Source organism: Pseudomonas sp. NFACC56-3 (assembly GCF_900100025.1).
In the GTDB taxonomy this organism is placed as follows: domain Bacteria; phylum Pseudomonadota; class Gammaproteobacteria; order Pseudomonadales; family Pseudomonadaceae; genus Aquipseudomonas; species Aquipseudomonas fluorescens_AA.
Map to the genome: position 1 here is coordinate 82203 of NZ_FMTK01000004.1, position 12178 is coordinate 94380.

The following is a 12178-nucleotide window of genomic DNA, read 5'->3' on the forward strand; positions in this document are numbered from 1 at the left end:
CACGCAGGATTGTCATTTGCCGCTTCTGCCACTTTCACGCAGGATGGGGAACCAATTGGGTCCCGCGCAGCATTTCGAGCGGGAAAAACCACCGAAAGCGCGTGTTTGAGAACCGTTGGCATTGGTCATTGCCCATCGGCAGGTCATAATGCCCGGCGCCTACCACCTTGCAGAGTCTAGGGAGTCAGCTTGTCAACGCCTGTCGAACCCTTGCGTTTGCTGTTATTGGCCCAAGAGCCAGAGTGGTCAGCGATACTGCGCGAGTGCCTGGTGCCCTTGGGGTCCTCGGTCGTGTTGATCAGCGCCCCGAGCTGGGAGTCCGTCAGCAGCCTGTTCGAAGACAATCGCAACGCGGTGTTGCTGACCGTTGCGGCATTGCAACCGGCGCCGGGCCGTTGCAGCCTGCCGACCATCCTGCTGCTCGAGCACGAGCCGGCGGTTGCCCCCGACGGCGCCAGCGACTGGTTGGTGCGTGACGTTCTCGACAGCGCGACCCTGCGTCGTTGCCTGCGCCATGTGCGCGAGCGCGGCGTGCTGGAAAACACCCTGCAGCGCCTCGCCGAGCAGGATCCATTGACAGGCATCGCCAATCGCCAGGGTTTCCAGACATTGCTGGCGGCGCGCCTGGCGGAAAACGACGGCCGAGGCTTGGCCCTCGGTCACCTGGACCTGGACAACTTTCGCCACGCCAACGACGCCCTCGGCCACCAGGCCGGCGACCGCTTGATCCTGCAAGTGGTGGCGCGGCTCAAGGGTTCGCTCGAAGCCGGCGATCAATTGGCACGGCTGGGCAGTGATGAATTTGCCCTGCTGATCGACACCCGCCGCGCACCGCAGCGGGCCGAGTGGATGGCTGAGCGTATTACCGAAGCCTTGGCCGAACCCTATTGGGTGGACGGCGAAAGCCTGCTGATCGGTTGCAGCCTGGGCGTCGCCCATGCTCGCGCCCAGGCCGGTGCCGATCCGCTGATGTGGCATGCCCACATCGCCATGCAGCAGGCCAAGGGCACCCAGGGCTGCACCTTTCATATCTTCAACGAACGCATCAATCGCAATGCCCGCAGCCTTGCCGACCTGGAGAGCGAACTGCGCCGGGCACTGCGCCGCGACGAGCTGGAATTGCATTACCAGCCGCGGCTGGACCTCGATGGCGGCCAGATCGTCGGCCTCGAAGCCCTGGTGCGTTGGCGCCATGGCGAACGCGGCTTGCTACCACCCAGTGAGTTCGTGCCGCTGGCCGAACAGAGCGGCCTGATCGTGCCGTTGGGCTACTGGGTGATTTCCCGGGCGTTGCGGGACATGCAGGCCCTGCGCGAACGAGGGCTGGCGCCGTTGCACATGGCGGTCAACCTGTCGTTCCGGCAGTTCCAGGACAGCCAGTTGCTGCCGACCTTGAGCCGGCTGATTGCCGAGCGGGGTGTCGAGGCGCAATGGCTGGAGTTCGAACTCACCGAAACCGCCGTCATGCGCCGCAGCGAACTGGTCAAGCAGACCATGGATGCCCTGGGCCGCCTGGGGGTACGCTTCTCCCTGGACGACTTCGGCACCGGGTTCTCCTCGTTCGTGCACCTCAACAGCCTGCCGATCGCCTTGCTCAAGATCGACAAGAGCTTCGTCGGCGGCATGGAGCAGCGCGAAGAGAACCGCAAACTGGTACACGCCATGATCAACCTGGCCCATAACCTCAACCTGGAGGTGGTGGCCGAAGGTGTGGAAACCCAGGAACAACTGGACCTGCTACGCGGTTTCGGTTGCGACCAGGTGCAGGGCTTCCTGATCAGCAAACCGTTGCCGTTGCCGGAACTGGTTGAGTACTTGATGTTCGAGGGTGATCAGCAGTCCACGCTGGAAATGAGCTGACACAAACCCATGTGGGAGAATCTCACTCGGCTTGGATGCTCTCGAAGCGCCGCAGTCCAGCCTCACTGCGAATCATCCGCTTCATCTTCCATTCAAACGCCAGGGTCAGGCTCACCGCCGCGCAGGCCAGCCCCAGGGCCAGGCCCCACCAGACACCGGTCGGTCCCCAGTTCAGGTGGAACGCCATCCACCACGCCGACGGTGCGCCGATCAGCCAATAGCAACCCAGGCCCACCAAGAAGGTGGTCTTGGCGTCCTTGAGCCCGCGAATGCAGCCCATGGCGATGGTTTGCGTGCCGTCGAACAGCTCGAACCACGCCGCCACCGCCAACAGGCTCACGGCCAGATTGATCACGTCGCGGAACGCCGGGTCATCGTGGTCCAGGAACAAGCCGATCAATTGATGGGGCAACAACCAGAACACCATGGCGAACGCCAGCATCGCGGCCGCTCCAAAACCAATGCCGACCCGACCGGCCAGGCGCGCCCTCCACAGCTGTCCGGCGCCGTAGTGCTGGCCGATGCGCATGGTGATGGCGTAGGACATTCCGGCCGGCACCATGAACGCCACCGAGACGATTTGCAGGGCGATCTGGTGGGCCGCCAACGGCGTGCTGCCCATGGTGCCCATGCACAGCGCGGCGAACGCGAACAGCCCGACTTCCACCGCATAGGTGCCACCGATCGGCAGGCCCAGGCGCCACAGCTCCTTGAGGTATTGGCGATTGGGCCGCGACAGCCCATCCAGCAGCGGATAGGCACGGTAGGCCGGGTGCCGATGGATGTGCCAGGCCAGTGCCAGGGCCATGCAGTTGGCGACAACGGCCGTGACCAGGCCGATGCCCATCAAGCCGAGTTTTGGCAGGCCGAACATGCCGGTGATGAGCGCGTAGTTGAGCAGGAAGTTGGCCACCGTGCCGCCGAGGCTGATCACCATGACCGGCGTGGCCCGGCCGATGGCGCTGGTAAAGCCGCGCAGGGCCATGAAGCTCAGGTAGCCGGGCAGGGCGAACGGCAGCGCCAGCAGGAACTGGCCAGCGGACAACACGTTGGTTTCGGTCTGGCCGAACATCAGCAGTACGGGCTTGAGGTTCCACAGCAGCAACCCGGCCATCAGCGCCATCAACCAGGCCAGCCAAAGCCCGGCCTGGGTCAGCCGGGTGGCGCCTTCGACATCGCCCGCGCCCTGGCGGATCGCGACCAAGGTACCCACCGCAGCGATCACGCCGATGCAGAAGATCGACACGAACGAATAGGTGGCCGCCCCGAGCCCGCCTCCGGCGAGGGCTTCAGGGCTCAGGCGCGCCATCATCACGGTGTCGGTGAGCACCATGAGCATGTGCGCCAACTGCGAGGCAATCAACGGCCCCGCCAGCCGCAGGATGGCCCAGAGTTCGGTACGCACCGGATGCCGCATGATCATCACGCTCCATGTTCAAACAAGGCAGTAAAACGACGATTCTCGGCGCTCTTGGCGGATTGCACAAAAGGATAAAAAAGATCGCTGGCATGATTAAAACTCATGCTGGATGGGTTTCTGGTAGGGTTTGCAGACCACGCCATGGAGCTTTTGCGATGTCCCGTCGTCTTCCTCCTCTTTATGCGTTGCGAGCATTCGAAGCCGCGGCGCGCTATAGCTCGTTCACCCGGGCCGCCGAAGAGCTGTCGATCACCCAGAGCGCGGTCAGCCGGCACATCCGCACGCTGGAAGATCACTTTGCCTGCCGGCTGTTCCAGCGCAGCGGCCGCAACCTGCAGTTGACCGAGGCGGCGCGGTTGCTGCTGCCGGGTGTGCGCGAGGGGTTCATGGCGCTGGAGCGGGCCTGCCACACCTTGCATGGCGAAGACGGCATCCTGCGCATGAAAGCGCCTTCCACGCTGACCATGCGTTGGTTGTTGGCGCGCCTGAGTCGCTTCCGGCATTTGCAGCCCGGCAACGAGGTGCAACTGACCAGTGCCTGGATGGACATCGATTCGGTGGACTTCAACGTCGAGCCCTTCGATTGCGCCGTATTGCTGGGCAACGGGCATTTTCCGGCGGATTGGGAGGCCAGTTTGCTGTTTCCCGAGGAATTGATTCCGGTGGGCGCGCCGAACCTGTTGAACGATCAGCCCTGGGATGTGGCGCGACTGGCCAGTGCTGAACTGCTGCACCCGACGCCGGATCGCCGGGACTGGCGCAACTGGCTGCAACGCATGGGCCTGGCCGACAAGGTCTCGCTCAAGGGCGGACAGGTGTTCGATACCCTGGAGCTGGGCATGATCGCGGCCGCGCGTGGCTATGGGGTCTCCATGGGCGACCTGCTGATGGTGGCCGAGGACGTTGCCCAAGGGCGCCTGAGCCTGCCATGGCCGACGGCTGTTGCCAGCGGCGAACACTATTACCTGGTCTGGCCGAAAACCCGGCCGGGAGGTGAACGTTTGCGCCGGCTCAGCGACTTCCTCCAAGGCGAGGTCAAGGCCATGCAACTGCCCGATGTAGAGCGTCTGAGCTGAAACGTTGAAGTTGGCGTGCTAGCCACGTGGCACTAATCCGTGCAAACCGCTCAAGTATTCGGCTTTGCCGCCGAATCCGTGAACATGGAACCCTCGTTCAGAAAGGGCCTACATACACCTCACCCGAATAAAATGCCGAGCGTGCGACGTGATCAGAATGATCCGGTCTCTCGGCCAGGAGCCGTCATGTCTCAACCCCGCGCCCGGATCGCCTCACAGCTAGGCCTTGCCCTCGCCGTGATACTGGCGATCGTGATCTCCGGCAGTACCGTCTTCGCCTTGCGTTCGCTGGACGCTGCCAACCTTGCCACCCGTGAAGAGCACTTGGCCAGCGAAGCGCGCCTGATGGCCGACCAGCTCAATACGTTCCACAGCACCCTGCGCGAGAGCACCCAGCGCTTGGCCGGTCTGTTCGAAAAGCGCTTCAGCGCGGGCCTGAGCGTGCATCCGGACCAGCCGGTGACGGTGGCGGGCGTACAAACCCCAGGCTTGAGCCTGGGTAGCGAAGTGTTGAACAACAACTTCAAGGAAGTGGATGACTTCAAAGCGATGACCGCCGGGGTCGCCACGATATTCGTGCGCAGCGGCGACGATTTCATCCGCGTCAGTACCTCGGTCAGCAAACAGGACGGTACGCGGGCCATCGGCACCGTGCTCGACCGCGCCGGCCCCGCCTACGGTCCGGTGATCAGCGGGCAGAGCTACATTGGTCGGGCCCTGCTTTTCGGGCGCTTCTACATGTCGCAGTACACGCCTGTGCGCGACAGCAGCGGCAAGATCATTGCCGTGTTGTATGTAGGCTTCGATTACACCGATGCGCAGAACGCACAGTTCGAAAACCTCAAGCGCTTCCGTATCGGCCAGACTGGCTCCCTGGCGCTGTTGGACGAACAAAACAAATGGCTGGTGCCGCCCGCCGGCGTGCAGGCGCTGGACAACGCCACCACGACCATCACCGGCTTGATCAAAAAGCCGGGCAAGGGCGCGTTCTGGGCCGATACCGCCGAAGATTTCTACAGCGTTGCCGTACCGTTCGAGGGCGGGCCGTGGGCGGTGGTGGCGAGCATGCCGAAAACCGAGATCCGCGCCGTGACCTGGAGCGTCGGCATTCAACTGGCCATTGGCAGCCTGCTGGCGATGCTGTTGGCGGTCGGTTCGGCAATGTGGTTGTTGCGTAGCAAACTGGCGCCGCTGGGGGACCTGGTGCGCCAGGCCGAAGCGTTGGGCGCCGGCGACCTGAGCGTGCGCCTGAACGTGTCGAGCCATGATGAAATCGGTCAGTTGGCCCGTGCCTTCAACCAGATGAGCGAGGCCCTGTCGACCATGGTCGAGCACATCCGCAAGGCCTCCCAGGAGGTCAACAGCCGCGCCCAGGCCCTGTCCGGGTTGTCCAGCGGGGCGTACGAAGGCATGGAGCAGCAATCCGGCGAAATCACCAGCATGGCGGGTGCGGTGGAGGAGTTCAGTGCGACCTCCCTGAACATTGCCGACAACATGGGCAACACCGAGCGCCTGGCTCAGGAAAACGCCCAGCAAACCCGCATCGGCCGGACCTCGATGGATGAAGCGTCGTCGTCCCTGGAGCAAATCGCCGGCGCGCTGAACAGCACGGCCACGGTCATCAATACCCTGGGCCAACGTTCCCAGGAAATCGGCGGCATCGTGGGGGTCATCACCTCGATTGCCGAGCAGACCAACCTGCTGGCTTTGAACGCGGCCATCGAAGCTGCCCGCGCCGGCGAGCAGGGCCGTGGTTTCGCCGTGGTGGCCGATGAAGTCCGCAGCCTGGCGTCCCGCACCCGCCAGGCCACTGACGAAATCTCCAGCATGATCAACAGCATCCAGCAGGAAACCGGCAATGCCATCAGCACGATGGAACAGGGCAACCTGTTGATGCAGGAAGGCCTGTCGCGCAACGCCAATGTGGCCGCGGCCCTGGCGCGAATCGACGAGCAGAGCCGTTCGGCTGGCCAGCAATTCGCGGCGATCACCACCGCCACCCAGGAACAAAGCAGCACCGCGACCCTGCTCAGCAGCAACCTGCAAAGCATCGCCATGGCCAACAGTGAACAGCGCCAGGTGGTCTCGAACCTGGCGGTCACCGCCAAGGAACTGGAAAAGCTGGCCCAGGACCTGCGCCAAGAGGTTGATCGGTTCCGCTGAAACCTCCTGTCACAAGCCCGCTTCCAGAGATTTGCGGTGGAAGCGGGCTTGCTCACAATTGGGGCTGCCCAGCCAACATCGTCTCAATCTGACCCACCGCTATCGCGAGCGAGCTCCCACAGTTTGATTCCCAGTGAATACGAAACCCGGGCACCCTCGATCCCCTGTGGGAGCGAGCTTGCTCGCGATTGAGGCTGCCCAGCCAACATCATTGCAATCTGATCCACCGCTATCGCGAGCGAGCTCGCTCCCACAAATCGCTGTCGATCATGTAGCCGCGCTTTTTTAAGGTAATAGCTGTTTTTAAGCTTGCTGAAACGTTTCTTCAAGTCTATAAAAACCGCACAACTCCAATAAAAGGTCGCGTCCATGACTCCGCTCAAACTCCTCGTTACCCTTGGCGCCTTGGGCGCTGCCTCCCAGGCGATGGCTTGGGATTACGTCCTGCTGGATACCGATAAAGCCGCCCAACCCTGGCAAATCACCAGCCAGCAGCTCGGCGTGAAAACCGACAAACCCTTCTCCGTGACGATGCGCACCCTGCACGGTGGCCGGCAAGAAGGCGTCAGCATCGTTGATATCGACAACGGCACCCTGAAGCTTTCAGTCGTCCCGACCCGTGGCATGAATGTGCTGCAGGCGTCGGTCGGAAATGTGCGCATGGGGTGGGATTCGCCGGTCAAGGAAGTGGTCAATCCGGCGTTCATCGAGCTCAACGGTCGCGGTGGGTTGGGTTGGCTCGAAGGTTTCAATGAATTGGTGACCCGCTGTGGCTACGAATGGGTCGGCCATCCCGGCATGGACAATGGCGAGCTGCTGACCCTGCATGGTCGCGCCGCCAATATTCCGGCCAACACAGTCACCTTGCACATCGATGAAAAACCACCCTACGCCATCACCCTGCGGGGCGAGTTGAAGGAGCAGGCGTTCAAGAAGGTCGATTTCTCGGTGCAGACCGAACTGGTCACCGAGCCCGGCAGCGTGACGTTCGCGCTCAGCGACACACTGACCAACAACGGCGATTACCCGAAGGAATACCAAGCGCTCTACCACAGCAATTTCAGCACGCCTTTCCTGGAGCAGGGCGCTCGTTTCGCGGCACCGGTCAAGCAGGTCTCGCCGTTCAACGACAAGGCCAAGGGCGACCTGCCGGATTGGCAAACCTACCGGGGCCCGACCAAGGATTACGACGAAACCGTCTATAACGTCGTGCCCTACGCTGACGCCAAGGGCGATACGCTCACGGTCCTGCACAACAAGGCCGGCAGTCTTGGTGTGTCGGTAGGCTTCAACACCAGCACGCTGCCCGTATTCTCCCTGTGGAAGAACACCGATACCCAAGGCCAGGGCTACGTGACCGGGTTGGAACCAGGCACCAGTTTTTCCTATAACCGCCGGTATCAGCGGCCACTGGGCCTGGTGCCCACGATCGGACCGAAAGAGCACAAGCAATTCCAGATTCACTACAGCCTGTTGGCAGACAAGGGTGCAGTGGATAAGGCGCTCAAGCGCATCGATGCGATCCAGAACGGTCAAAAAACCGAGGTCCGGGAAACACCGTTGGTAGACCTGAGCAAACCATAAAAGCGGTTCAAGCCGTAGCCGGCCGATACTGCAACGCTTCGGCCAGGTGCTCGCGGCGAATGTTCCCCGCTTGCTCCAGGTCCGCCAGTGTCCGGGCGACTTTGAGCAAGCGGTGGGCGGCGCGCAGCGACAGGGTCAGCCGTTCGCAGGCGGTTTCCAGCCAGGTTTCATCGGTTGTGGATAACTTGCAATGCCGGCGCAACCCCGGTAGATCGAGGAAGGCGTTGGCGCAGCCCTGGCGGCGGTGCTGGCGTTCCCGAGCTTCGGCTACGCGCTCGGCGACCGTCGCCGTATCGTCCCCGGCTTCGAGCCTGGGGTTCAATGCCGTGGCTTCCCGGGCGACGGTCAGGTGCAGGTCGATACGGTCCAGCAACGGGCCGGAGAGTTTGTTGCGGTAGCGCTGCACCATCTCCGGTGTACAGGCACAGCGGCCGCTGGGCTCGCCGAGATAGCCACAGGGGCAGGGGTTCATCGCCGCCACCAGCTGGAAACGGGCAGGGAAGCGCACTCGATCCCGGGCGCGAGAAACCACGATGTGGCCGGACTCCAGCGGTTCTCTCAAGACCTCCAGCACCTTGCGGTCGAATTCCGGCAACTCATCCAGAAACAGCACGCCATGATGGGCGAGGGTAATCTCCCCTGGCTGGGGTTTCGACCCGCCACCCACCAGCGCCGGACCGGAAGCCGAGTGATGCGGCTGGCGGAACGGACGTTGCGGCCAGTGGCTCAACGGCACGCAACTGGCCACCGACTGGATGGCCGCGACCTCCAGGGCTTCGCTCTCGGCCAGTGGCGGCAGCAGCCCTGGCAAGCGGCTCGCCAGCAAGGTCTTGCCGGTACCCGGTGGCCCGCTGAACAACAGGTTGTGGGCTCCCGCGGCAGCAATCAGCAAGGCCCGCTTGGCCCCGGCCTGGCCTTGTACTTCATTCAGGTCGGGGTAGGGCTTGCTGGCCGAGAGCAGCCCATTGGACACGAACGGCTCGACCGGCGTGTGGCCGTTGAAGTGCGCCACCGCTTCGAGCAGATGATCCACGGCGATCACCTTCAGCCCCGAGGCCAGGCAGGCTTCCTCGGCATTGGCCCGTGGCACCACCAGCATGCGCCCGGCCTTGCGCGCCGCCAGCGCCGCGGGCAATACGCCACGCACCGGACGCACCGCGCCGGACAAGGCCAGTTCACCAAGGCATTCCACGTCGTCCAGCGTCAGGGTTGGCACCTGCACGCTGGCCGACAGGATTCCCAAGGCGATGGCCAGGTCGAAGCGGCCGCCGTCTTTCGGCAGGTCCGCCGGCGCCAGGTTCAGGGTGATGCGCCGCGCTGGAAAATTCAGCCCCGAGTTGATGATCGCGCTGCGCACCCGATCCTTGCTTTCCTTCACCGCCGCCTCCGGCAGGCCAACCATCGTCAGCGACGGCAAGCCATTGGCCAGGTGGACTTCAACGGTAACGGCAGGAGCCTCGACCCCCACTTGGGCGCGGCTGTGGACAATGGCGAGCGACATGAATCGTTCCTTGAGTGAATGGGGTGCCGCGTCCTGCGACTTTTGAAGGGTAGTCGTGGGGAAGAACTTGGGCGCAGCAATCGAGGGGAGAAAATTTGGCAGGATGTTTCGACTGCCAGTGACAGCCGAGGCGGCAAGCGCGATACGGTTCAGCCGATGCCGTCCTTCACCCGCCCAGGCGAAATGCCCGGGACCGGCCTAGACTCCGATTTGCCCAGTCGGCACTTGGCGGTATCAACGGCACAGGGAGAAAGTGGCCATGAACGATCTGCTGGCTCTGTTAACCGACAAGCGCTTCATGCCCCATGGGCACTGCTACATGTGGCGGCCGGATCTGCTGTGGACCAATGTCATTGCCGATGGTTTGATCACCCTGTCCTACGTCACCATTCCCTTCACGCTCCTGTACTTTATCCACAAGCGCAAGGACGTGCCGTTCGACTGGATGCTGGCGGCCTTTGGCGCCTTTATCCTGGCCTGCGGGACCAGCCACGTGATGGAAATCCTGACCATTTGGCAGCCTTATTACTGGTTGTCGGCGCTGGTCAAGGTGATCACCGCGATTGCTTCGGTGATTACCGCCATCCTGCTGGTCCGCCTGGTGCCGGCGGCTCTGAAGATCCCCAGCCCGCAGCAATTGGCCAAGGTCAACGAAGAGTTGCGCGAGGCGCAGGCCGAACTGGTGACCACTGCGCGCCGGGCCGGCATGGCGGAAATCGCCACCAATGTGCTGCACAACGTGGGCAATGTGCTCAATAGCGTCAATGTCTCAGCCCAGGTTCTGTATGAGAAGGTGAACACCTCCAAGGGGCCCGGGGTGGCCAAGGTCGCCCAGTTGATGAAGGAGCATCCTGACGACCTCGGCGACTTCATCAGCAGCGATCCGAAAGGGCGCGCCCTACCGGACTATCTCGACAAGCTGGCCGATGCGCTGGCCGTCGAGCAGCAAGGCATGATCGCCGAGTTGGCGCAGTTGACCCGCCGAATCGACCACATCAAGGAAATCGTCGCCACCCAGCAATCCTATGCCGGCAATGCCAGCGTCCTGGAGCCGGGCTCGTTGCGAGAGCTGGTCGAGGATGTCGTGCGCATTTGCGATGTGTCCCTGGCCCGCCACCACATCACGCTGCTCAAGGAGTTCAGCGATATCCCGCAGATGCCGCTGGACAAGCACCGCGTGCTGCAGATCCTGGTCAATCTGATCAACAACGCCAAGCAGGCGCTGGACGCGGGTGTGAACCGGCCCCCGCGGATCATCCTGCGCCTGAAGGTCGTTGACGAGGGGCGCGTGCGGGTCGAGGTCGAGGACAATGGTGAGGGGATAGCGCAGGACAATCTTGCGCGGGTGTTCGAGCACGGCTTCACCACGCGTGTCGACGGTCACGGCTTTGGTTTGCACAGCTGCATTCTGGCGGCGCACGAGATGGGTGGCGATCTGACGGCGCAGAGCGCGGGGCCGGGCAAGGGCGCGCTCTTTATCCTGGAACTGCCGCTCGCGCTTGTGCAAGGCGCATCGCAGCGGGCCGCGAGTGGTTGAGGCGCCTATTCCTGGGCCGGAGCCAACCGCGCTTCCAGCTCAGCGACCTTGGCCTCCAGGCTTTCGAGCCGTGCCCGGGTCCGGGCCAGCACGACCATCTGGCTGTCGAATTCTTCCCGACTGACCAGGTCCAGCTTGCTGAAGCCGCTTTGCAGCAGGGCCTTGAACTGGCTTTCGATTTCGCTTTTGGGCAGCGGCGTGTCGCCACTCAAGATACGGGAGGCGTGGCCGCTCAGGGCGTCGAGGAGGTCTTTGGGCGCAAGCATGTGCAGGTGTCCTGGAAACAATGGCGGGCAGTGTACCACGCAGTGTCTATAGTCAATTCGCCAGCCAGGGATGCACGCTTTTCGCGCATGGGGCCGGGCGGCGCTGCACTGTTGTTGTGCGTATCGCTGCGGTTCGTGGTGCGGTGCACGTCGAGCCGGTGGCCAAGGGACTGAAATCAGTGGGTTTGGGTGCAGATGGCAAGGTTTCTGCTTAGAGGCTGATGACCCATGCACTGATGCAGTCGCTGTGACGAATGCAGTGCAGCAGGCGGAACGGGGAGTTTCGTCAGGATCGGTTAACTGGCACCTGTCGGGCAACTTGGGCCGACGACGCGTTACAAAGCCAGGCACTGCGCTTAGACTTGAGTCGGGTTTGTTTTCCTGGGGCAAGTCCACCAATTCGGGAGAAAGTTTCATGAAGCTAGTCACTGCCATCATCAAGCCGTTCAAGTTGGACGACGTGCGCGAGTCGTTGTCCGAGATCGGCGTGCAGGGCATTACCGTTACTGAGGTCAAAGGCTTTGGTCGGCAGAAAGGTCACACCGAGCTGTATCGCGGCGCGGAATACGTGGTCGATTTCCTGCCCAAGGTGAAGATCGATGTCGCTATTGACGACAAGGATCTGGACCGGGTGATCGAGGCAATCACCAAGGCCGCCAACACCGGCAAGATCGGTGACGGGAAGATCTTTGTGGTCAATCTGGAACAGGCTATCCGCATCCGTACCGGCGAAACCGATACCGACGCTATCTAAGCCGCCAAACCCAACGC

General features: G+C 62.6%; 9 protein-coding genes and 1 pseudogene. 7 read left to right on the forward strand and 3 right to left on the reverse strand.

The window, feature by feature from the left end:
• Positions 1-189 precede the first annotated feature (189 nt).
• Positions 190-1860, forward strand: coding sequence for a putative bifunctional diguanylate cyclase/phosphodiesterase (locus BLO80_RS07725; RefSeq protein WP_092332822.1), 1671 nt, complete (start codon positions 190-192; stop codon positions 1858-1860).
• Between the two features lie 22 nt (positions 1861-1882).
• On the opposite strand, the gene BLO80_RS07730 is transcribed toward BLO80_RS07725, so the two are convergent.
• On the reverse strand, positions 1883-3277 hold the full coding sequence (locus BLO80_RS07730) for a NorM family multidrug efflux MATE transporter (protein WP_092332882.1): 1395 nt from the start codon (positions 3275-3277) through the stop codon (positions 1883-1885).
• 158 nt (positions 3278-3435) lie between these two features.
• On the opposite strand from BLO80_RS07730, the gene BLO80_RS07735 reads away from it, so the two are divergent.
• The 4 genes and pseudogenes from BLO80_RS07735 (at position 3436) to BLO80_RS07750 (ending at position 8103) form a co-directional block, all read left to right on the forward strand.
• Positions 3436-4356 carry a LysR substrate-binding domain-containing protein gene (locus BLO80_RS07735; protein ID WP_092332820.1) on the forward strand — a complete coding sequence of 307 codons (921 nt, stop codon included), beginning with the start codon at positions 3436-3438 and terminating at the stop codon, positions 4354-4356.
• Between the two features lie 345 nt (positions 4357-4701).
• Positions 4702-5616: pseudogene (locus BLO80_RS30575) on the forward strand (Cache 3/Cache 2 fusion domain-containing protein); the annotation flags it as partial.
• 180 nt (positions 5617-5796) lie between these two features.
• The gene (locus BLO80_RS30580; protein ID WP_371856627.1) at positions 5797-6519 is read left to right on the forward strand and encodes a methyl-accepting chemotaxis protein; all 723 of its coding nucleotides are present in this window, start codon (positions 5797-5799) and stop codon (positions 6517-6519) included.
• 369 nt (positions 6520-6888) lie between these two features.
• On the forward strand, positions 6889-8103 hold the full coding sequence (locus BLO80_RS07750) for an aldose 1-epimerase family protein (RefSeq protein ID WP_092332816.1): 1215 nt from the start codon (positions 6889-6891) through the stop codon (positions 8101-8103).
• 7 nt (positions 8104-8110) lie between these two features.
• Here BLO80_RS07750 and BLO80_RS07755 read toward each other — a convergent pair whose 3' ends face one another.
• Positions 8111-9604 carry a YifB family Mg chelatase-like AAA ATPase gene (locus BLO80_RS07755; protein ID WP_072406038.1) on the reverse strand — a complete coding sequence of 498 codons (1494 nt, stop codon included), beginning with the start codon at positions 9602-9604 and terminating at the stop codon, positions 8111-8113.
• Positions 9605-9863: 259 nt separating this feature from the next.
• Here BLO80_RS07755 and BLO80_RS07760 point away from each other — a divergent pair, with 259 nt between their 5' ends.
• The gene (locus BLO80_RS07760; protein ID WP_092332814.1) at positions 9864-11141 is read left to right on the forward strand and encodes a sensor histidine kinase; all 1278 of its coding nucleotides are present in this window, start codon (positions 9864-9866) and stop codon (positions 11139-11141) included.
• A 5-nt stretch (positions 11142-11146) separates the two neighbouring features.
• On the opposite strand, the gene BLO80_RS07765 is transcribed toward BLO80_RS07760, so the two are convergent.
• Entirely contained in the window at positions 11147-11407 is a 261-nt protein-coding gene (locus BLO80_RS07765) for an accessory factor UbiK family protein (protein WP_060740084.1), read from the reverse strand.
• Between the two features lie 415 nt (positions 11408-11822).
• Between BLO80_RS07765 and glnK the strand changes: the two genes are divergently transcribed.
• Positions 11823-12161: a P-II family nitrogen regulator gene (gene glnK / locus BLO80_RS07770; protein WP_002555808.1), complete on the forward strand. Its 339-nt coding sequence runs from the start codon at positions 11823-11825 to the stop codon at positions 12159-12161.
• Positions 12162-12178 lie beyond the last annotated feature (17 nt).

Coding starts and splice junctions, on each gene's coding strand:
- glnK (WP_002555808.1), top strand. CDS start 11,823: ATGAAGCTAGTCACTGCCATCATCAAGCCGTTCAAGTTGGACGACGTG.
- BLO80_RS07735 (WP_092332820.1), top strand. CDS start 3,436: ATGTCCCGTCGTCTTCCTCCTCTTTATGCGTTGCGAGCATTCGAAGCC.
- BLO80_RS07765 (WP_060740084.1), bottom strand. CDS start 11,407: ATGCTTGCGCCCAAAGACCTCCTCGACGCCCTGAGCGGCCACGCCTCC.
- BLO80_RS07750 (WP_092332816.1), top strand. CDS start 6,889: ATGACTCCGCTCAAACTCCTCGTTACCCTTGGCGCCTTGGGCGCTGCC.
- BLO80_RS07755 (WP_072406038.1), bottom strand. CDS start 9,604: ATGTCGCTCGCCATTGTCCACAGCCGCGCCCAAGTGGGGGTCGAGGCT.
- BLO80_RS30580 (WP_371856627.1), top strand. CDS start 5,797: ATGGCGGGTGCGGTGGAGGAGTTCAGTGCGACCTCCCTGAACATTGCC.
- BLO80_RS07730 (WP_092332882.1), bottom strand. CDS start 3,277: ATGCGGCATCCGGTGCGTACCGAACTCTGGGCCATCCTGCGGCTGGCG.
- BLO80_RS07760 (WP_092332814.1), top strand. CDS start 9,864: ATGAACGATCTGCTGGCTCTGTTAACCGACAAGCGCTTCATGCCCCAT.